The organism is Collinsella sp. AM36-4AA (genome assembly GCF_003467795.1).
GTDB lineage: Bacteria > Actinomycetota > Coriobacteriia > Coriobacteriales > Coriobacteriaceae > Collinsella.
Map to the genome: position 1 here is coordinate 1 of NZ_QSHS01000019.1, position 19,326 is coordinate 19,326.

At 60.1% G+C, this 19,326-nt stretch carries 19 protein-coding genes and 1 riboswitch; of the genes, 7 read left to right on the forward strand and 12 right to left on the reverse strand.

The window, feature by feature from the left end:
- Positions 1-270 precede the first annotated feature (270 nt).
- Positions 271-3,015, reverse strand: a complete 2,745-nt coding sequence (gene polA, locus DW850_RS06875; protein WP_117786653.1) for a DNA polymerase I — start codon at positions 3,013-3,015, stop codon at positions 271-273.
- A gap of 166 nt (positions 3,016-3,181) precedes the next feature.
- On the opposite strand from polA, the gene DW850_RS06880 reads away from it, so the two are divergent.
- Both DW850_RS06880 and DW850_RS06885 read left to right on the forward strand, forming a co-directional pair.
- Positions 3,182-4,579: an aminopeptidase gene (locus DW850_RS06880; protein WP_117786654.1), complete on the forward strand. Its 1,398-nt coding sequence runs from the start codon at positions 3,182-3,184 to the stop codon at positions 4,577-4,579.
- A gap of 103 nt (positions 4,580-4,682) precedes the next feature.
- Positions 4,683-5,492 carry a YaaA family protein gene (locus DW850_RS06885; protein WP_117786655.1) on the forward strand — a complete coding sequence of 270 codons (810 nt, stop codon included), beginning with the start codon at positions 4,683-4,685 and terminating at the stop codon, positions 5,490-5,492.
- Positions 5,493-5,515: 23 nt separating this feature from the next.
- Here DW850_RS06885 and DW850_RS06890 read toward each other — a convergent pair whose 3' ends face one another.
- Positions 5,516-6,031: a hypothetical protein gene (locus tag DW850_RS06890; protein ID WP_117786656.1), complete on the reverse strand. Its 516-nt coding sequence runs from the start codon at positions 6,029-6,031 to the stop codon at positions 5,516-5,518.
- Between the two features lie 63 nt (positions 6,032-6,094).
- Positions 6,095-6,210: riboswitch (TPP riboswitch) on the forward strand.
- On the opposite strand from DW850_RS06890, the gene thiC reads away from it, so the two are divergent.
- Together thiC and thiD are read left to right on the forward strand one after the other, a co-directional pair.
- The gene (gene thiC / locus DW850_RS06895; protein WP_117786657.1) at positions 6,203-7,537 is read left to right on the forward strand and encodes a phosphomethylpyrimidine synthase ThiC; all 1,335 of its coding nucleotides are present in this window, start codon (positions 6,203-6,205) and stop codon (positions 7,535-7,537) included. It overlaps the preceding riboswitch by 8 nt.
- A gap of 182 nt (positions 7,538-7,719) precedes the next feature.
- Positions 7,720-8,550: a bifunctional hydroxymethylpyrimidine kinase/phosphomethylpyrimidine kinase gene (gene thiD, locus DW850_RS06900; RefSeq protein WP_117786658.1), complete on the forward strand. Its 831-nt coding sequence runs from the start codon at positions 7,720-7,722 to the stop codon at positions 8,548-8,550.
- A 252-nt stretch (positions 8,551-8,802) separates the two neighbouring features.
- Here the strand turns inward: thiD and DW850_RS06905 are convergent, their stop codons facing one another.
- The 4 genes from DW850_RS06905 to DW850_RS06920 form a co-directional block, all read right to left on the reverse strand.
- Positions 8,803-9,462, reverse strand: a complete 660-nt coding sequence (locus DW850_RS06905) for an SGNH/GDSL hydrolase family protein (RefSeq protein WP_117786659.1) — start codon at positions 9,460-9,462, stop codon at positions 8,803-8,805.
- A gap of 77 nt (positions 9,463-9,539) precedes the next feature.
- The gene (locus tag DW850_RS06910; protein ID WP_117786660.1) at positions 9,540-10,655 is read right to left on the reverse strand and encodes a TIGR02452 family protein; all 1,116 of its coding nucleotides are present in this window, start codon (positions 10,653-10,655) and stop codon (positions 9,540-9,542) included.
- A 140-nt stretch (positions 10,656-10,795) separates the two neighbouring features.
- The gene (locus DW850_RS06915; protein WP_117786661.1) at positions 10,796-11,491 is read right to left on the reverse strand and encodes a Bax inhibitor-1 family protein; all 696 of its coding nucleotides are present in this window, start codon (positions 11,489-11,491) and stop codon (positions 10,796-10,798) included.
- A gap of 80 nt (positions 11,492-11,571) precedes the next feature.
- Complete coding sequence (locus DW850_RS06920) at positions 11,572-11,910, reverse strand: hypothetical protein (RefSeq protein ID WP_147346257.1); 339 nt, start codon at positions 11,908-11,910, stop codon at positions 11,572-11,574.
- A gap of 250 nt (positions 11,911-12,160) precedes the next feature.
- On the opposite strand from DW850_RS06920, the gene DW850_RS06925 reads away from it, so the two are divergent.
- The 3 genes from DW850_RS06925 to DW850_RS06935 all read left to right on the forward strand — a co-directional run bounded on the left by DW850_RS06925 (position 12,161) and on the right by DW850_RS06935 (position 14,718).
- On the forward strand, positions 12,161-13,210 hold the full coding sequence (locus DW850_RS06925; RefSeq protein WP_117786663.1) for an inorganic phosphate transporter: 1,050 nt from the start codon (positions 12,161-12,163) through the stop codon (positions 13,208-13,210).
- A gap of 67 nt (positions 13,211-13,277) precedes the next feature.
- Positions 13,278-13,901, forward strand: coding sequence for a DUF47 domain-containing protein (locus DW850_RS06930; protein ID WP_117786664.1), 624 nt, complete (start codon positions 13,278-13,280; stop codon positions 13,899-13,901).
- Positions 13,902-14,187: 286 nt separating this feature from the next.
- On the forward strand, positions 14,188-14,718 hold the full coding sequence (locus DW850_RS06935; RefSeq protein ID WP_117786665.1) for a nitroreductase family protein: 531 nt from the start codon (positions 14,188-14,190) through the stop codon (positions 14,716-14,718).
- A 165-nt stretch (positions 14,719-14,883) separates the two neighbouring features.
- Here the strand turns inward: DW850_RS06935 and DW850_RS06940 are convergent, their stop codons facing one another.
- From DW850_RS06940 to pstB, 6 genes are all read right to left on the reverse strand, one after another.
- A complete protein-coding gene (locus tag DW850_RS06940) occupies positions 14,884-15,558 on the reverse strand; it encodes a DivIVA domain-containing protein (RefSeq protein ID WP_117786666.1) in 675 nt (224 codons plus the stop codon).
- A gap of 61 nt (positions 15,559-15,619) precedes the next feature.
- The gene (locus DW850_RS06945; RefSeq protein ID WP_040358293.1) at positions 15,620-15,907 is read right to left on the reverse strand and encodes a YggT family protein; all 288 of its coding nucleotides are present in this window, start codon (positions 15,905-15,907) and stop codon (positions 15,620-15,622) included.
- Positions 15,908-15,922: 15 nt separating this feature from the next.
- The gene (locus tag DW850_RS06950; protein ID WP_117786667.1) at positions 15,923-16,645 is read right to left on the reverse strand and encodes a cell division protein SepF; all 723 of its coding nucleotides are present in this window, start codon (positions 16,643-16,645) and stop codon (positions 15,923-15,925) included.
- A gap of 60 nt (positions 16,646-16,705) precedes the next feature.
- Positions 16,706-17,443: a YggS family pyridoxal phosphate-dependent enzyme gene (locus tag DW850_RS06955; RefSeq protein ID WP_117786668.1), complete on the reverse strand. Its 738-nt coding sequence runs from the start codon at positions 17,441-17,443 to the stop codon at positions 16,706-16,708.
- A gap of 119 nt (positions 17,444-17,562) precedes the next feature.
- Positions 17,563-18,420, reverse strand: a complete 858-nt coding sequence (locus DW850_RS06960) for a PhoU domain-containing protein (protein ID WP_117786669.1) — start codon at positions 18,418-18,420, stop codon at positions 17,563-17,565.
- Positions 18,421-18,512: 92 nt separating this feature from the next.
- Positions 18,513-19,316 carry a phosphate ABC transporter ATP-binding protein PstB gene (gene pstB / locus DW850_RS06965; RefSeq protein WP_117786670.1) on the reverse strand — a complete coding sequence of 268 codons (804 nt, stop codon included), beginning with the start codon at positions 19,314-19,316 and terminating at the stop codon, positions 18,513-18,515.
- Between the last annotated feature and the right edge of the window lie 10 nt (positions 19,317-19,326).

Genomic DNA, 19,326 nt, shown 5'->3' on the forward strand with positions numbered 1-19,326 from the left:
ACATTAAGTGCTTTCCGGCTCGTGCGGAATCTACGAAAAACTAATCCGCGCCGCCCGGCCAGGTCCTAGGTTTACTTTCCTGCCGCCAAGATGGCGTCTTGAGTGTCTAGATACTTAGCTGAAATGATTTGAGCAGAGGGGAGCCCCTTGTTGGAAGGGGCTCCCCTCTGTTTTGGTTACTGTGGGACAAATTAATCAGCAATGTTTGTCCCAAATCTTAAGTATGTGGGGGCTTGCGTCTTGGGCGAGCTTGCCTTACCGAGTGCTTTACTATTTGGCGTCGGCCCAGGTTACTCCGGTTGAGGCTTCGGCGATTAGGGGTACTCGGAGGTCTACGACGTGTTCCATGACGTCGCGGACCATGGTGGTTAGGCGCTCGACTTCGTTGACGGGGCACTCAAAATCCAGTTCGTCGTGTACCTGCAAGATCATGTGGGCGGCAAAACCCTCTTCTTCCAGGCGGCGGCTTACGCGGGCCATGGCGATCTTGATGATGTCGGCGGCGGTGCCCTGCATGGGGTGGTTCATGGCCGTGCGCTCACCAAAGCCGCGGAGCTGTGGGTTTTTGGCCTTGAGCTCGGGAATATGGCGTCTGCGGCCATACATGGTCTCGGCATAGCCCGTCTGCTTGGCTCGCGCCACCACATTGTCGAGGAACGTGCGCACGCCCGGGTAGGCCTCGTAGTAGCGATCAATCATGTCGCGCGCCTCGGCCATCGAGATGTGCAGCGACTGCGACAGACCATAGGCCTGCTGACCGTACACGATGCCAAAGTTCACGGCCTTGGCGCGGCTGCGCAGGTCGGGCGTTACCTCGGACACCGGCACGCCAAACACGCGCGCTGCCGTCTCGGCATGGAAGTCCTCGCCCTCGTTAAAGGCGCGCACCAGGTGCTCGTCACCCGAGAGATGCGCCAGCAGACGCAGCTCGATCTGCGAGTAGTCCACCGCCAAAAAGACGCTTCCCTCGCCTGCCGAAAACGCCGTCTTGACGGTACGACCCAGCTCCGAGCGCGTCGGGATGTTCTGCAGGTTCGGGTCGCTCGAGGACAGGCGACCCGTTGCCGTGATGGTCTGGTTGTACGTGGTGTGCACGCGGCCGTCGCCTCGACGCAGCGGACCCAGCGTGTCCAGATAGGTGGACTTGATCTTGGACTTCTCACGCCAGTCCAAGATCAGACGCACGATTTCGTGGTCACGGGCAAGGTCGCTCAGTACCTTGGCGTTGGTCGAATAATAGCCGCGTTTAGTCTTCTTGAGGCCCTTGGTCGGAAGCCCCATCACATCAAAGAGAACGTGCGACAGCTGCATGGGACTGCCAATATTAAAGGTCTCGTCACCCGCCAGGTCGCGAATACTGCGCTCGACCTCGGTAATCTGGGTCGCCAGACCCTCGGACAGACTGTGCAGACGGTCGGGGTCCACGAGCATGCCCGCGCGCTCCATCTTGGCAAGTACCGGAACGAGCGGCATCTCGATGCCATCGAACACGTTGGCGGCGTTCTCGCGGGCCATGCGGTCACGCAGCGGTGCAACCAGCGCCAGCGTCAAGGCCGCCGTGCGAGCGGCGGGCGCAGGAGCGTCCTCGCCAGCACCCTCTGCGCCGCGCGCCGCAGGCAGCGCCATCTGCAGATACGTATCGGCCAGATACACCTCGTCAAACTCGGAGCGGTCGGAATCCAACAGGTAGGCGGCAACAACGGTATCGAAGATGCGCGTGGAATCGACTGCCAGCGGATCCATGAGCTCGAGCTCAGAAGAATCGATGGGCGAAAGCTCATGCAGAAGCGCCTTCATATCCGGGCTCGCCACACGGCCTTCCATAAACAGACGCGCGAGCACGCCGGCAATCACGCCGTGGGCGAAGTTGAAGCCCTCAACCTCAGCCGCCGCACCGCTGTCGCCCTCCTCGAGCGCAAACAGGCCCTTGGACGTCGCCAACCACAGCGTGCGCGTCAGCCCAAAGAGCGCGCCCTCTTCCTTGTCATCGTCCACCACGGCGGCGACCCACTCGCCGGCATCAATCACGCGGGAGACCTCAGCCGCAACGGCACCAAGCGCGCCAGCATCGCCGCCGGCTGCGCGCAAAACGGCGGGAATCTCAAACGTGCTGGCAGCAGCGCCACCCTCGTCACCGATCAGTGCCAAGAAACGGTTCTGCATGGCGGTGATACCAAGCGTACCCAGCGCCGCGGAAACCTCATCGGCAGAAAACGCCGGGAAGGATGTTTCGTCAAAGTCGAGCTCGACAGGCGCATCGGTGCGGATGGTTGCGACCTTGCGGCTCAGCAGCGCATCATCGATGTGCGCGCGCAGGTTTTCTCCCATCTTGCCCTTGACCTCGTCGGCGTGTGCGATGACCTCGTCCAGGCTACCGTACTGCGCAATGAGCGCGCTCGCCTTTTTGGGGCCGATGCCCGGCACGCCGGGGATGTTGTCGGACGTGTCGCCCTTCAGACCATAAAAATCGGGCACGAGCGCCGGCGTGATGCCGTGATACAGATCGTCCACGCTCTCGGGCGTCATGATCGCCACGTCGGACAGGCCCTTGCGGGTCGAGACCACGTTAACGTGCTCGGTCACGAGCTGATACATATCGCGATCACCGGTCACCAGCAACATATCACAGCCGGCCTGCTCGCCCAGGCGCGCCATAGTGCCCAAGATGTCATCGCCTTCCCAGCCCTCGGACTGCAAAATCGGCACGTTGAGTGCGGCGAGCAGCTCCTTAATCATGGGAAACTGTGCGTGCAGATCGGGGTCCATGGGCGGGCGCTGAGCCTTGTACTGCGGCAGCATCTCCATGCGCACGCGCGGCTTGCCCTTGTCAAACGCCACGACAACGCCGTCGGGATTAAAGGCGTCAATCATCTTGAGGAACATATTCAAAAAGCCAAAGATCGCGTTGGTGGGACGACCGTCCGGCGCGTTCATGGTGGGCGGCACGGCGTGGAAGGCGCGGTGCATGAGCGAGTTGCCGTCGATGACGGCAAAGGTACGGCGCTTGTCAGACATATTGAATACCTCGCTTTGGGCTGGGCACGGCTTGCTCACACCAGTTTACACGCTCCCCGCCCCACAGCCACAGCACATCAAGCTTCCCCGCCGCCGCGGGCCCGCGCGTGATACGATGGCTCACGGTACATCAACCAGCACGATCGATCCGAAAGGAGCCTGCGTCATGGAGCGTCCCTGCGCATGGAAAAAGTACACGCCACAGCAAATCGAGGAGCTCGAGGAGCTTTGCCGCGGCTATAAGCAGTTTTTGAGCGAGAACAAGACCGAGCGCTTGTGCGTCAAGACCGGCATCAAGATGGCCGAGGAGGCGGGCTACGTCGACCTGGAGACTGTGATCGCCGAGGGCCGCGAGCTCAAGGCCGGCGACAAGGTGTTCGCCGCCAACCACGGCAAGGACCTGATGCTCGTCAACCTGGGAACCGCCCCGCTCGAGCAGGGCTTTAACATCCTGGGCGCCCACGTGGACTCGCCGCGCCTGGACCTCAAGCAGAACCCCGCCTTCGAGGCCGGCGACATGGCTTATCTCGACACGCACTACTATGGCGGCGTCAAGAGCTACCACTGGGTCGCTTCCCCGCTCGCACTCGTGGGCGTCATCTGCAAAAAGGACGGCACCACCGTCGACATCAACATCGGTGACAAGGCCGACGACCCGGTCTTTACCATCTCCGACCTGCTGATCCACCTCTCGAGCGAGCAGATGGCCAAGCCCGCCAAGGACGCCGTCGATGCCGAGATCCTCGACGTGATCGTGGGCGGCCGCCCCGTCAAGTTTGACGAGGACGACAAGGACGCCCCCAAGGAACCCGTCAAGCAGATGTTCCTGGATATCCTCAAGGAGCAGTACGACGTCGAGGAGGAGGACTTCCTCTCCGCCGAGATCGAGGTCGTACCCGCCGGCCCGGCCCGCGACATGGGCCTCGACCGCTCCATGATTCTGGGCTATGGCCACGACGACCGTGTCTGCGCCTATCCGTCCATGGTCGCCCAGATCAACGTCGCCAACGTGGAGCGCACGAGCATCACACTCATCGTCGACAAGGAGGAGATCGGTTCCGTGGGTGCCACCGGCATGACGAGCCGCTTCTTCGAGAACACCGTCGCCGAGATCATGACGCTCGCCGGCGAAGATAGCCCGCTGGCCCTGCGCCGTGCACTCGCCCACAGCCGCATGCTCTCCTCTGACGTGTCCGCCGGCTTCGACCCGGGCTACGCCGGCAAGTTCGAGACCAAGAACGCAGCCTTTATGGGTCGTGGCCTGTGCTTTAACAAGTACACGGGCAGCCGCGGCAAGGGTGGCTCCAACGACGCCGATGCCGAGTATGTGGCCCTCATCCGCGACATCATGGACGAGGCAGGCGTGGACTTCCAGACCTGCGAGCTCGGCCGCGTCAACGCGGGCGGCGGCGGCACCATCGCCTACATCATGGCCAAGTACGGCATGAACGTCATCGACTCCGGCGTTGCCGTCCTGTCCATGCACGCCCTGTGGGAGGTCGCCAACAAGGCCGACATCTACGAGGCCTATCGCGGCTACAAGGCCTTCATCGAGCGCGCCTAACCAACCCTTCATCAGTTGCGGTGAAATACGGACTAAACTGGCCCCTAAACGGCCAAAACAGACCGTATTCCACCGCAACTTCTTTTTTGGCAGAGGAGAGTCCATGCTGCAGGTCATCATTTCGCCCGCCAAGCAGATGCGTGCGGCCCAAGATGCTTTTGAAGTCCTGGGCATTCCACCTTTTGCGCGCGAGACGACTCACCTCCACCGCGCACTGCTAGATATCGAACGAAATGAAGGCAGCGGCGGCCTGCAGGCGCTATGGAACGTGAGTGACAAACTGCTGGGGCCTTGCCTCAACACCCTGCATGAATTTGGGCCCATCCTGAAAAACGGCGATCTCGACAATCCCGCACTCGCCCGTCACCTCTCCCCTGCCGTCATGTCCTACCACGGCATTCAATACCAGAGCATGGCGCCCGAGGTGATGGATTCCGCGCAGCTCGCATGGCTGCAAGACCATCTGTGGATCCTCTCGGGCCTTTACGGATGCGTACGCCCCTTTCATGCCGTTGAACCGTATCGGCTGGAGATGGGCGCGAAGCTTGCCGTCGACGATGCCCGAGACCTCTATGCGTTTTGGGGCGACAAGCTCGCACGGGCCATCGCTCCGGCGGGCTCCAACGCTACGATCGTCAACCTCGCGAGCGCGGAATACGCCAAAGCCGTTCTGCCCCGCCTCACCACCGATGCCACGGTCGTCACATGCCTCTTTGGCGAAGGCATCCGCAACGGCAAGCCCATCCAGCGCTCGACCGCCAGCAAAAAGGCACGCGGCTCCATGGTGCGCTGGATGGCAGAAAACAAGCTCGAGGATGCAAGCGAACTTACCGCATTCAACATCGGCTATCGACACATCCCCGAGCTTTCAGACAAAAACACCCTGGTTTTCATGAACGCGCAGGCACAATAGACCCGCCGTTTCCAAACACCTCGTTACTCCGCCAAGCCATCGGCCTTTGCAATCTCGCTCGTCGAGCCATCTTGGTAGGTAATCTTAACGTGCTCCACCTCGGATACCGCAGCGCCCGCCGGGGGCTCCAAGCGCCATTCCGTCAGCGCAATGTCCATGGTCGTGGGCACGTCCCCTTGATCTTTGAGCTTCACCGTCAGCGTTTTGAGCGTCGCATCAAACGTCACGCGTTCGATTTCTTCGCCCGGAATAGACCCGCCGCTCAGCTGCAGCTGCACAAACTCGTCGCGCGGATACCAATAGTCGCCCGGCGCGGCAACGGTATTGCCGCCCGTAACCTTCACTGTCATGATCGGCAGGGCATCGTCGGCCTCGAACTCCCATGCAGCGCCGCCGCGACCACCAAACGTCCAGATACAAAAGGCAATCACCAGCACGGCAAGCACCGCAAAACCAATCGCGACCAACCCATGGTGCGCACGGCTTTCCTCGGCCGATACATCCCATTGTGTCTCTCGATATAGATGCTTGTCTTCCATGTACGTCTCCCCACAGGCACGCTCGTTAGGCCAATCGTACCCATTCGAGCTATACTTGAGCCCATTACATAAACGGGGAGCTTGCAGGACAAGACGGCAGGCTGAGACTGGGCGCGCCCGCCCTGACCCGCAAACCTGATATGGGTAATGCCAACGAAGGGAGCCGTGCCAATGAGCACACAGACCGAGCCCAAGCTCGTCACGCAAATCGACTTCGCCCGTGCCGGGCAGATCACGCCGCAGATGAAGGAAGTCGCCGAGCGCGAGCATCGCGACCCCGAGTACATCCGCGAGCGCGTGGCCGACGGCCGTATCGCCATTCCCGCCAACATCGTGCACATCAAAAAAGGCATGCGCGCCTTTGGCGTCGGTGAAGGCCTGTCCACCAAGGTCAACGTGAACTTGGGCATCTCGGGCGACAAGGCCGATGCCGCCGAGGAATGGAAGAAGGTCAAGATCGCCGAGGACTACGGCGCCGACGCCATCATGGACCTCTCCAACTCGGGCAAGACGCGCCAGTTCCGCCAGCAGCTCATCGACGAGACGCCGCTCATGGTGGGCACCGTCCCCATGTACGACGCCATCGGCTACATGGAAAAGCCGCTGGTCAAGCTCACCAAGGACGACCTGTTCGAGGTCGTGCGCGCGCACGCCGAGGACGGCGTGGACTTTATGACCATCCACTGCGGCATCAACAAGTCGGTCACCAAGACTTTTAAGGAGACCGGCCGCCTGATGAACATCGTGAGCCGCGGCGGTTCACTGCTGTTTGGCTGGATGGAGGTCACCGGTAACGAGAACCCGTTCTATGAGTTCTACGACGAGTTGCTCGAGATTTGCCACGAGTACGACGTGACGATTTCGCTCGGCGACTCCTGCCGCCCGGGCTGTCTCTACGACTCCAACGACGCCACCGAGACCGCTGAGATGATCGAGCTGGGCAAGCTGTGCAAGCGCGCTTGGGCCGCCGGCGTCCAGGTCATGGTCGAGGGCCCGGGTCACATGGCGCTCGACGAGATCGCCGCCAACATGAAACTGCAGAAGCGCCTGTGCCACAATGCTCCGTTCTATGTGCTCGGACCGCTGGTGACCGATATCGGCGTGGGTTACGACCACATCACCGCCGCCATCGGCGGCGCCATCTCCGCCAGCTCCGGTGCCGACTTCCTGTGCTACGTGACACCGGCCGAGCACCTATGCCTGCCTAACGCCCAGGATGTGCTCGACGGCCTCATGGCCACCAAGATCGCCGCACACGCCGCCGATATCGCCAAGAAGGTGCCCCACGCCCGCGACATGGACGACAGGATGGGCCAGGCACGCCGCAAGCTCGACTGGGACGCCATGTGGAAGTGCGCGCTCGACCCGGTTACGGGCAAGAAGCGCTACGAGGAGTCCCCCGCCGCCACCGAGGGCACTTGCACCATGTGTGGCAAGATGTGCGCCGTCCGAACCGTCAACAAGATCTTCGAGGGCACCACGATCGACCTTGGCATGGAGGACTAGCCCTGTCGCCGCGGCCGCTTCTGGCGGCGAGCCGGTGCCTGTCAATTGTTGACGTGTGAACATTTGCTTGCATTTGCGTAAAGATTGCATCGCCCGCCCGGGTTCGACATAGAGTCGGCCCGGGCATCTTTATAATGCTGGCTTATAGACCCATTTGATTCCGACCGAACAAGGGAGCGAACATGGATCGCAGTAAGGTACCTGCCGTTCTATCCATCGCAGGATCCGATTCCAGCGGTGGCGCCGGCATTCAGGCCGACATCAAGACCATCACGGCGCACCGCCTGTATGCCGAGACGGCCATCACCGCCATCACCGCACAGAACACCCTGGGCGTCACCGCCGTGCAGAACATCTCCCCGGATATTGTCGCGGCGCAGATCGATGCCGTTTTTGACGATATCCGCCCCAACGCCGTCAAGATTGGCATGGTTTCCTCTGCCGAGATTATCGATGTTATCGCCGACCGCCTGAGCGCCTGGAACGCGACAAACGTGGTAGTCGACCCCGTCATGGTAGCCACCTCGGGCGCGCGGCTGATTGCCGAAGATGCCGCCGAGGCGCTCACCCGCCGCCTGTTCCCGCTAGCGACGGTTATCACGCCCAATATTCCCGAGGCCATGGCCCTGCTCGACTACGAGGTCGACTCCGAGCGCACGCAGCAAAATGCTGCCATGCTCCTCACCCGCCGCTTTGGTTGCGCATCCCTCGTTAAGGGTGGACATCTTGTCAACGAGGCCAACGATGTACTGGCCGAACCCGCGCCACTCGATGACGAGGGCAACCATCTGGGAGATCCACTCACCACGTGGTTCCGCCACAAGCGCATCGAGACCGACAACACACACGGCACCGGCTGCACGCTCTCGTCCGCCATCGCCTGCGCGCTGGCCCAGGGTATGGATCTTGCCGATGCCGTCAACGCGGGCAAGGCCTACCTAACCGGCGCTCTCGCCGCCGGCTTTGACATGGGCAAAGGTTCCGGCCCCGTCAACCACATGTGGCAATATTAAGATTCGCAGCCCAAAACCGCCGCAAAGGGGACAGGCACCTTTGCGGTGGCTCCCACAAACATCTCGATCTGTAACAGTAACTCGGCAAAATCGACCCTAGATGTTACAGATCAAGACAAACAATCGATATCGACCTAAATAATCTTAATCTGTAACATCTAGCCCGTTTTCGGCCTTGGAACTGTTACAGATCAAGACAAACAAACGAAACAAGCCCCCGCAAGGGGAACTCTGTGGTGGTTTGGGGCCGTGCTACTCACCGAGCATCTCTTGGAGCTTGGCTGCCACGGCATGTCCCAAGCTCTCGTGGCTTTCGGGCATCATATGCAGGTAGTCGATATCGCCCGGCTCGGCAAACTCGGCGGCATTCAAAAAGTCGCAGCCAAACTGCTCGGCCACGTGCGCGTAGTACTCGCCAAAATGCTCCGAGGCCTCGACGGAATGCTCGTCAAAGTCGGTCATATACACATCGGCGATTTGCGGCTTGATCTTGATAGGAGCCATCAGCAGAATGCGTGGACAAGGCGCGGCGTTGGTCCACGGAAACGCGCGGACGGCGCGAATCAGCGCCATAGCGCCACGGGCGATATCGGAAGCTGTCACGTTAAAGACCGTCTTACAGTCGTTGGTGCCTAGCATGATCACAATGGCGTCCAGCGGCTTATGGGCCTCGAGCAGCATCGGAAGCGCGCGAATGCCGTTGAGGTTGGTGTCCAGATGGCACATATCGTCGCGCACCGTCGTGCGGCCGTTGAGCCCCTCCTCAATCACATGCCAACCCTCACCCAGGTCGCGCTGGGCCACACCACACCAGCGCACATCCTGCGCATAGCGCACCGCAGTGCCATCGCGCATACCAGCCGGATCATAGCCATAGGTGTTGCTGTCACCAAAGCACAGAACGTTTTTCATCTTGAGCTCCCCATTCAGTAAAAAGCCGACGGGGCGATCCCTCCCGTCGGCTTGGCATATCACATCACGCGCGCCGCTTACAGGTACTTGCGCCAGTCGTCCTCATCCTCATCATCCTCGGCGGCAGCCTGGGCCTGCTCGGCGGCACGAGCGGCTGCGGCGCGGGCGGCAACCTGGGCATAGGACTCCTCGTTGCGCTCGGGGAACTTTGCCAGCACGTGCTCGAACTTGGCAAAGTCCTCATCCCAGCGCGTAGAGGGCACGGCAAAGAACACCTGCTTGACCTTAAAGTCGCCCGACGCGAGCTCCTTACGGAAGAGCTCGGCTACCGCCTCAGCGTCAAAGCCGTTATTGTCGCAGCCCCAAGCACCCAGCACGAGCTTCTCGCGACCCAGCTCATCGCAGATGGCAAGGACAAAGCGGATACGGTCGCGCAGGGCATCCAACAGGGCGTCGTCGCTCACGCGGTACTCCTGGCGGGCACGCTTGACGTTGGGCGCAGCGGCCACAATCACGTCGGCATACGCATGCACGTGGTTACGGTCAAAGCGCACCGCGGGCACCACCAGCGCACGGTTGCGGTAGAGCTCGCAGTTGATGTTGCGGCGACGGTTCTCGCCGTACCACTTGCGCTGCTTGTCGAGCACGTTGTACAGGTACGAATCGGCGCAGAGCGTCGCCTCCTGGCCCAGGTAGCCCTGGATATAACCGCCGCCCGGATTGGTAAACGAGGCAAAGGCAAGCACGGCCATATCGCAGAACTGCGCATAGCCGCGACCGTTATCGAGGATTGCCTGCGTGGCGGAGGCATCAAGCACAGTGACCTCGGGCAGGACCGGAGCGGGCTCCTCAGCAGGCGCGGACTCAGCTTCGGCGATTTCCTCGGCAGGCTCCTCGACGGGCTCGGGCGCCGCCTCGACCTCGGCAGTCTCCGCGTTCTCGACGTCCTCGGCGACCTGCTCTTCGGCGGCCACAGCACTCTGAACCTTGGCCTTCATCGCCGCGACAAAGCCGGCAGGCATACCGTCAAACTCGCGAACACCGGCAAGCGAACGCTCGATATCCTTGGCGCACGCTTCGGACACAGTTGCCACGTGACGCTCGGCGGCCTTGGCACGGGCCTCGCGCTTGGGATTGGGCTGACCCGCTCGGTTGGACCTGCGGTTACGGTTCCTGTTGTCGACGTCTGCCATACGTGGCCACCTTTCCTGTCGCTGCCGCTATCGGCTTTTCCCATCCATGATACCCCGCCGCGTACAAAAAAGACGGCCCCGAAGGACCGCCTTTCACATCGTTTTACCGCGTCCGACAAGAAACGCTGCAATCCACCGCGCTAGTCGCGACGACCGAGGATGTTCAGGATGCGCAGGAACACGTTGATAATGTCCACGAACAGATTGGACGCCATGAGCACCGCATTGGGCAGCGTGGGCGGCACCGTCGTGGCAACATAGGTGTCGTAGCCAATAAAGCCGGCGAACACCACGATCACGATCAGGTCGGTGATGGTCTGCGAGACGCCCATGAACATCAGCACGATCTCAACCAGAATAGTGGCGAGCAGAATGCCAAAGCCGATGCCATATACGCGCTGGAAAAACTTGGGGAACGTCACGCCCAAGGCGCCAAAGACAAAGGTGATGGCGGCCGTGGCGATAAAGGCAGTGTTGATGGTGGGCAGGTCGTAGTTGGCAAGGCCAAACGACGCGGTCAGGCCGAAGGTACTCGCAAAGATTACGTAGCCCACAAGGGACAGACCCACGGACTGCTTGCCCGCAGCAGCCGACATCATGACCATGCCGACGATGGTTAAAATAAACGAGCCAAAGACCAGTGGCAGGGCGGCGCCGCTCATCATCATGCGCGCAAACGACATGGTGCTCGTAAAGTAGGCGCCGGCACCCATGGCGCAAAAGCCCAAGAAGATCAGGGCAGATATGGCGAGATTGTACGCGCGCGGCGACATCTCCTTGGCGCGACTTGCGCCGGTCTCGACGGGGCCGTTCTGATAGCCCTGGATATCGTTCATAGCTTCGTCCTTTCAAAAAGCGCCACAACAGCGCCGTAGGTGACAAGATTCCTGCCATTGTACCCGAATGCCGCGCGCTCTTACCTGCGGCGCTCGCCCTCGAGCGTACGATCAAAAGCCCAGACCCACCAACGCATCACGTGCGCCTGCGAGCCGTCCGCCCGCTCACGCGTTTGGTCCTCCAGATACAACTCGGTCGCATGTCCGCCAAAACGTACCTTATAGGTTGCCGTACGAATGCCGTGAACCGTCAGGCCAAACCCGGTGGTCGAGATAATTTCGTCGATCGTAAAACAACGGCCGTCAACCCAGCAGACGGTGACCGGCACGACTTGTCCGCCCGCAAGGATGCGGGCCACGACGTCCACATACTGCTTGTGCACGCGTCGAGTTTTGCCATCTGTCTGTCGGTATTCCATGGTCCCTATTATCGAACGCATGTTTGTATGTTGTAAAGCGAACAGACTGTGGTTTTGGGATGTTGGGACGCGCGCACGTGTCCTCATGGCGTGTTAGCAAAAAGAACACCCGCGGTCAACAGGGCTAATATTCAATGTTAGTGCCAAAAAATTCACTTCTCCCATCAGAACTCGGTAAAGAAACCCGCAGGAGGTGATACGATTTATCATGTTTTTGTAACGTGTCTGCAAACTTCGAGAAAGCCCATATATGGACGTAACGTTCTCAACCTTCCTCGGCCAGCTTGTGTCGAACCCAGTCCTTGCCGTCACCGTGATCCTCGCGCTCGGCGCCATCTTCGTCAACGGATGGACCGACGCGCCCAACGCCATCGCGACCTGCGTCACCACGCGTTGCATGCCCGCCCGCGCCGCCATCCTCATGAGCGCCGCATTCAACTTCTTGGGCGTGCTCATCATGACGCACTTTAACGCGAGCGTCGCCAACACCATCTCACATATCGTCGACTTTGGCGGAAACAGCACCATGGCACTCGCGTGCCTCTGCGCGGCGCTCTTCTCCATCGTCGTCTACGGCGCCACAGCGTCGCGTTTTGGCATCCCCACCTCGCAAAGCCACAGCCTTATCGCCGGCCTGACCGGTGCTGCCATCGCCCTCGGCGGCGCGAACAGCGTCAACGTCCACGAGTGGATGAAGGTCATCTACGGCCTGGCGCTCTCCATCGGTCTGGGCTTTGTCATGGGCTGGATCCTGTGCAAACTCGTCTCTATTCTGTTTGCCGCCGCCAATAGGCGACGTGCCAACGTCTTCTTTAAATACGCTCAGATCGCGAGTGCTGCGGCCATGAGTTTTATGCACGGCGCGCAGGATGGGCAGAAGTTCATCGGCGTGCTCTTTTTAGGTGTCGCCTTCGCCAACGGCCAGACGAGCGTCGGCGACGCCGGCATCCCCATCTGGATCATGCTGCTGTGCTCGGCCACCATGGGCATCGGCACCAGTGTAGGCGGCGAGCGCATCATCAAGTCCGTCGGCCAGAGCATGGTCAAGCTCGAGAAGTATCAGGGCTTCTCCGCCGACCTCGCAGGCGCCGCGAATCTGCTGCTTGCCACCCTTACCGGTATCCCTGTGTCCTCCACCCACATCAAGACCTGCGCCATCATGGGCGTCGGTGCCGTCAAGCGCCTCTCGGCCATCAACTTCGGCGTGGTCAAGGACATGATGTTCACCTGGTTCTTCACCTTCCCCGCCTGCGGACTCATCAGCTTTGTCATGGCCAAGCTGTTCATGATGTTCCTCTAGCCACACCGAGCGTCCATCCGGACTGCAATGCATCGCCCACCCGTCTTCGCCTCGAAAGGACCCACCCATGGCAAAGAAACCCGATTCGTTCTACTTCGATAACTACGTCGCCTGCGCCGACCTCGCCGTCCAGGCCGCAGAGCTGCTCATCAAGATTTTTGAGAACTTCGACCCGGCGCAGATCCACGACATGCTCGAGGAGATGCATGCGATTGAGCATGCGGCCGACATGAAGCACCATGAGCTCGAGGACGCCCTGCTCACGGCCTTTATCACCCCGCTTGAGCGCGAGGACCTGAACCTGATGAGCTGCTCGCTCGACACCGTGCTCGACCGTATCGAGGGCGTCGTGCAGCGCGTCTACTTCACCAACATCCAGAGCATCCATCCCGATGCCATCGTGATCGCCCACAAGGTGACCGACGCCTGCCGCGCCATGAAAGACCTGATGGTCGAGCTGCCCAACTACCGCAAGTCCAAAACGCTGCGCGAGCTCGTCATCCAGATCAACACCATCGAGTCCGAGGCCGACGAGCTCTATATCAACGCCATGCGTAACCTGCACGTTAACGGCAAGGACCCGCTCGAGGTCATCGCTTGGCGTGACGTGTACGCCTTCCTGGAGTACTGCGCCGACTGCTGCGAGAATGTGGCCGATGTCGTGGATTCGATTGTCATGAAGAACAGTTAATTGGGGGTACATGTCCCACCGGTCGCGGGCCCGGCCACTAATAACCTTTTTCACTCCGGCTGCAAGCAGAGTCGTTCAAAAGGTTATTAGTGGCCGGGCCCGCTCCCTTATGCACCACCATTGGGAACTTTGGCTGATAGATTTAGCGCGACGGGGGTTTGGCTGAAGGGACCTTTGGTATCCGTTCGGACACTTTGGCCCTTGATGAGCGTTTGGCTGATTGCTGCTTTGGGTACTCTTTGGGTTACTTTTGGTTTGTTTGATTTTTAATTTTAGGAGGGCTTGTATGTCTTATTTGGATCTGGCTCGTGGTCGGTATTCTTGTCGTTCTTTTGAGGACCGTCCTGTTGAGCAGTCGGTAGTGGATGCCATTGTTGAGGCGGGGCGGATTGCTCCTTCTGCTTGTAATAATCATCCAGCCCGTGTGATGGTGCTGGATACGCCTGAGCTGTTGGAGAAGGCTGCTGCTTGTCAGCCTCGGTTTGCTCGTGATGGGTCCATCTTTGGGGCTCCGCTTGTCTTCCTTATTTGCAGCGTTACCGATGATGCTTGGGTGCGCCCGTATGACCAGATGAATTCCAGTGAAATCGATACGTCCATCGTGTGTGATCAGATGATGATGGAGGCCACCGAGCAGGGCCTGGGAACGTGCTGGGTATGCCATTTTAAGCCTGAGGTGGCAGAGGAGCAGTTCAATCTGCCCAAGGGCGTCTATCCCTATCACATGCTCGTCTGTGGCTATCCCGCCGACCACATCGCCGATCCCGAGCATCGCGAGGCCCGCACTATTCCCCTCTCCAACTTCCTCCTCAAGTAGTTTTTAGACATACCTTAAAATCTACCTTTTACCAAGCGCCCTTCGCCGAGTTCTGTCCTATCGCATGCAGAGCTCGGCGTTTTGTTTCCCAACCCGTATACAGCCACAAAAAAGGAGCCCGCAGGTGCGAGCTCCTCTTAAGGACACTAGATTGTAGCTCTGATGCTAGTCCAGGTCGTCGGCGGCAAAGTTGTCGATCGGGGCGAAGGGATCGGCCACGGGGACAACCGGGTCAGCGACGGGCAGCGGCTCAGCGGGAACAGTCACCGCAGGAGAAGCGGCAGAACCGACCGGCGTGGAGGCCATGAGGTCGGCCGGGAAGGAGTTCTGGGCATCGTCCATGAAGTGCTGGATGAGCTTGAGGTACTCGGCCTTGAACTCCTCGCGGGAAGCCTTGAGACGATCGATTTCCTCGAGCTCGGCCTGCTTCTCGGTCAGAGCCTGGCGGATAACCTCGCGGGCCTTAGCGTCAGCCTCGTTGCGGATACGCTCAGCGTTCTCGTTGGCATCGTTGACGATGGTCTCAGCGGTCTGCTGGGCAGCGATCAGGGCAGCGGAAATCTGACGCTCCTGAGCGGAGAAGTCAGGGGCGGGAGCAGCCACGGGCGCGGCAGGAACGGCCTGAGCGGCGGTATCCTGGGCCTGGGCAAGCTGAGCCTGCGCGTCGGCAAGCTGCTGCTCGGTGGCGGTCAGGCGACCCTTAAGATCAACGATCTTGGCAAGCATGGCGTCAACCTCTGAGGACAGCGTCTCCAAAAAGACGTCGACCTCGGCGGGATCATAGCCGCGCTTGGCCTCAGAGAAAGTCTGAGCCTGGATGTCAGCAGGGGTAATAGCCATAACAAGTCTCCTTTTTCATCGCCTCGGCGCTACACGCCCGACGTAAGTTACAAAGTCAGTTCTATACGAGTATACCTATAAGAAGCTGCAGAACCAGCCTCTGCACCAACTGCAACGCAATAATCGCAACGACCGGCGAAAAATCGATACCGCCCATCGGCGGAATGAAACGACGGAACAGGTTGAGCCACGGACCGCACACGCTATCGAGCACCGCAGCAATATCCTGAAGTAAACCACCCTGCTTCATGGGAATCCACGTCATAAAGCAGTAGACGACAATGAGCGTGGAATAGAAGTTGAACAGCGTGTTGACCAGCTGGACGATAGTGTAGATGTTGATGGGAATCTCCTCGTCTTGTCTTTACTTAAGGTAGCCGTCGGCACGAAGCTTCTTGAGATCGGAATCTTTGACCTCGCAACCGGCGGGCAGCACCATGAACACGCGGTCGCCTACCTCCTTGACCGTGGCGCCCAGACCGCAGGCAAAGCCGTAAGAGAAGTCCAAGACGCGCTTGGCAACTTCGGTGCGTACGCCCACAAAAATCAGTGCGACAGGCTGCTTGGTGCGAACGCGGCGCACCACGGTCTCCACGTCGTCATAGCTCTCGGGGCGCAGAACATAGGCCGGCAGCTGCGGCGTGGCGTTGATGATATTGCTCGCATAGGCCGAGGCATCGCTCGGTGCAGGCGTGGGCGCAGCGGCGGCACGGGCGCGGGTGTTCTCGGCGTAGCTCGACGGCGTGTCATAGGCACCAGGACGATAACCGCTCGCAACGCTGTCCTGCGAGCGCGAAGGCGGGTTATACGTCGTGGCATGGCGAGAGTCATCGCCGACCAGCTGACCGGAGCGCGTATACACGGCAACCGACTCAGCTTCACCACGGCGCGTCTGACCAAGCAGGCCGTTGCTCGGCTCATCTTGGGTGTAGAAGCCCTCGCCCGAAGCACCGCTGTAGCCGTTGTCCTGATAACCATCGTCATAGCCGTCATCGTAGCCGTAGTCGTCGTCCTGGCCATAACCCTGGTCGTAACCCTGCTGGCCGCCCAGGTGCATCTTATTTTTAATCTCGTCAAGGAAGCCCATGGTTGTGTCCTCTCGCGGTTTAGTGCAGGCGCCCCGATAATCAGTGCGCACTTCAGAGCCTTATTTTACTGCAAACTCCGGGCTAAATACTACCCTGCCCAGGCGAACGAGCGTAGAGCCCTCCTCAAGGGCAGGCTCAAAGTCCTCGCTCATGCCGCAGGAAAGCTCAGGCAGGTTCAAATCGGGATGTGCCGCCTCCAGCTCATCCCTCAGCTCACGAAGCCCCGCAAAGGTGCGGCGTGCCACATCCTTATTCCCCCGGGGCGCCATAGTCATAAGCCCCTGCACGCAAATTCCCTCAAGCTCCGCAAGCTCACCCGCGGCGGCGCGAATCTCATCGGGCGAAAAGCCTCCCTTCGACTCCTCACCACTCACATTGACCTCAATGAGCACACGCTGGGGGCCGGCGAGCTCGCCTGCCTTAATCTTGCGGACAGCACGGCTCGAGATCGCCTGCGCCAGATGCAGCGAACCCACCGAGTGAATCAGCTCGGCTGAGCCCAGCACCGCATTGATCTTATTGGTCTGCAGGTTGCCGATCATATCGAAGCGCACCTCGGGCAACTCCGGATGCTCCGCCAGACCCGTGAGCTTGCGAACCAGCTCCTGCGGGCGGTTCTCGGCAAAATGGCGATACCCCGCCTGGATGGCAGCAACAGTCTCATCGACACCAACGGTCTTGGACACGGCAATGAGGCGCGCGTCGTCGTGGGGGCGGCCCGCGTGATCGAGCGCCGCATAAAAACGTTCCAGAATCTGCTCGCGGCGAGCGCGCATCAAGTCCAAATAGTTATCCATTGCCAATCGCCTCCGCTGACAGCCAAACAAGTAGTCCCATGCTAACGCAAGAGCGCGGCCCCGCATGTGCAAGGCCGCGCTCACTTAGGTATTTACAATCTTTCGACGAACGGGGCTAGTTACTCCTCGTCGTCCTCGCCATCGTCCTCGTCCTCAAGATGATCGAGCAGGTAGCGAAGACCCTCGCTGAGCTCGTTGGCGGGCACCTTGGCAACGTAGTGCGCGTCGACGGCGGGCCTCATGATAACACCCTCGCCCGAAGGCACGCGCATGCTCTCGAGCTCATCCTCGTCCACACGGGCGATATCGCCGGCGTTCATGCGCTGACCAGTCAACAGGAAGGTCAGACGGCAAGCGGCATCGATGGAAATCGAAGCGATGCGATCGAGATAGCGCGAAACCATGATGGCGCGGCGCAGGTCGTCATAGTTGCCGTCGTCGTCCATAAAGTCGCCCGTATCCATACGGTTAAAGGTGCGGAAGAACTTCTCGTAGGCGGCGTGCACTGGCTCGTCCTCGACGGCCAGGTTGCAGATGATGGACATGTCATTGGTAACGAGCGCAGAAAGCGAAGAGCCCAGCACCTGGTAAACAGCTTCGGCCTCGGCCTCAACCGTACCGACGAGCTCCTGGGGCAGCGAGATGTCGGCCTTGACCATGTGACGCGTGGCGCGGCAGATCTGGCGAACCTTATCGGTCATGCGCTGCAGGTTAAAGTCGACGTAGATAATCGTCTGCAGCAAGCGGAAGTCGGAGGCGACCGGCGACTGCGTGGCGATCAGGTTGTAGCACACGGCCTCCAAGTTGGCGCAGCGCGCGTCAATCGAAAGCGTGCGCTTCTTGGTCTTGGTGGCGAGCTTGCGGTCGTCGGTCACATAGGCCTTAACGGCATCGTGGAGGGCCAGATCGACGGCCTCGTAGATGCTCAGCATCTCGTGGCGGGCCTCGATGAGCTGACGGGAAAACAGTTTACGCATGGTTCACTCCAATCAGTTGGGTGCGGTCATGCCGCCCGCACAGTGAATACGCACCGGACCAGGTCCGATCGGCTTGGGACTAGTCGCACCGATCAGCCAAAGCGGCCGGTGATATAGTCTTCCGTCCGCGAGTCCACCGGGCTGGTGAAGATCGCGTCGGTTTGACCATACTCGATGAGCGTGGCAGGCTCACCGGCAACTTCCTGCAAGAAGAATGCGGTGTAGTCGCTGATACGAGCTGCCTGCTGCATTGAATGCGTGACGATGATGATCGTCATCTCGGGCGCCAGCTCGGCCATCAAATCCTCGACCTTAGAGACGGACGTGGGGTCGATGGCGGAGCAGGGCTCGTCCATCAGGAGGACATCGGGTTGCACCGCAAGCACGCGCGCGATGCACAGACGCTGCTGCTGACCGCCCGAGAGCGCCAAACCATCCTTGTTGAGCTGATTGGATACCTCTTTCCAGAGGTTGGCGCGCTTGAGCGATTCTTCCACGATGTCATCGAGGTCGCTTTTGCTAGTCACGCCCTGCAGACGAGGGCCAAAGGCGACATTATCGTAGATGGATTTGGGAAACGGGTTGGGCTGCTGAAAAATCATGCCCACGCGGCGACGGAGGTCGACCGGGTCGACGCCCTCGGCATAGATATCGTTGCCGTCGAGCGTCATGGTGCCCTCGACGCGCGTACCCTCGATCAGGTCATTCATGCGGTTGATGCAGCGCAAAAACGTCGACTTACCGCAGCCCGAAGGGCCAATGAAGGAGGTGATGGCGTTTTTGGCGATGTTGAGGTCGAGCCCCGTCAGCGCATGAAAGTCACCGTACCAAAAGTTGAAATCCTTGGCCGTAATGGCCGCTTGCTCCAGCGTGGGAGCGGACTGATAAACGGACATGGGACTCCTT

What these genes read in the sequence shown, in the direction of transcription:
- DW850_RS06955 (WP_117786668.1), bottom strand. Translation starts at nt 17,443, where the DNA reads ATGGATAACTATTTGGACTTGATGCGCGCTCGCCGCGAGCAGATTCTG.
- DW850_RS06935 (WP_117786665.1), top strand. Translation starts at nt 14,188, where the DNA reads ATGTCTTATTTGGATCTGGCTCGTGGTCGGTATTCTTGTCGTTCTTTT.
- DW850_RS06950 (WP_117786667.1), bottom strand. Translation starts at nt 16,645, where the DNA reads ATGGGCTTCCTTGACGAGATTAAAAATAAGATGCACCTGGGCGGCCAG.
- polA (WP_117786653.1), bottom strand. Translation starts at nt 3,015, where the DNA reads ATGTCTGACAAGCGCCGTACCTTTGCCGTCATCGACGGCAACTCGCTC.
- thiD (WP_117786658.1), top strand. Translation starts at nt 7,720, where the DNA reads ATGGATCGCAGTAAGGTACCTGCCGTTCTATCCATCGCAGGATCCGAT.
- DW850_RS06920 (WP_147346257.1), bottom strand. Translation starts at nt 11,910, where the DNA reads ATGGAATACCGACAGACAGATGGCAAAACTCGACGCGTGCACAAGCAG.
- DW850_RS06880 (WP_117786654.1), top strand. Translation starts at nt 3,182, where the DNA reads ATGGAGCGTCCCTGCGCATGGAAAAAGTACACGCCACAGCAAATCGAG.
- DW850_RS06940 (WP_117786666.1), bottom strand. Translation starts at nt 15,558, where the DNA reads ATGGCTATTACCCCTGCTGACATCCAGGCTCAGACTTTCTCTGAGGCC.
- DW850_RS06910 (WP_117786660.1), bottom strand. Translation starts at nt 10,655, where the DNA reads ATGGCAGACGTCGACAACAGGAACCGTAACCGCAGGTCCAACCGAGCG.
- DW850_RS06925 (WP_117786663.1), top strand. Translation starts at nt 12,161, where the DNA reads ATGGACGTAACGTTCTCAACCTTCCTCGGCCAGCTTGTGTCGAACCCA.
- DW850_RS06905 (WP_117786659.1), bottom strand. Translation starts at nt 9,462, where the DNA reads ATGAAAAACGTTCTGTGCTTTGGTGACAGCAACACCTATGGCTATGAT.
- DW850_RS06915 (WP_117786661.1), bottom strand. Translation starts at nt 11,491, where the DNA reads ATGAACGATATCCAGGGCTATCAGAACGGCCCCGTCGAGACCGGCGCA.
- DW850_RS06890 (WP_117786656.1), bottom strand. Translation starts at nt 6,031, where the DNA reads ATGGAAGACAAGCATCTATATCGAGAGACACAATGGGATGTATCGGCC.
- DW850_RS06885 (WP_117786655.1), top strand. Translation starts at nt 4,683, where the DNA reads ATGCTGCAGGTCATCATTTCGCCCGCCAAGCAGATGCGTGCGGCCCAA.
- DW850_RS06960 (WP_117786669.1), bottom strand. Translation starts at nt 18,420, where the DNA reads ATGCGTAAACTGTTTTCCCGTCAGCTCATCGAGGCCCGCCACGAGATG.
- DW850_RS06930 (WP_117786664.1), top strand. Translation starts at nt 13,278, where the DNA reads ATGGCAAAGAAACCCGATTCGTTCTACTTCGATAACTACGTCGCCTGC.
- pstB (WP_117786670.1), bottom strand. Translation starts at nt 19,316, where the DNA reads ATGTCCGTTTATCAGTCCGCTCCCACGCTGGAGCAAGCGGCCATTACG.
- thiC (WP_117786657.1), top strand. Translation starts at nt 6,203, where the DNA reads ATGAGCACACAGACCGAGCCCAAGCTCGTCACGCAAATCGACTTCGCC.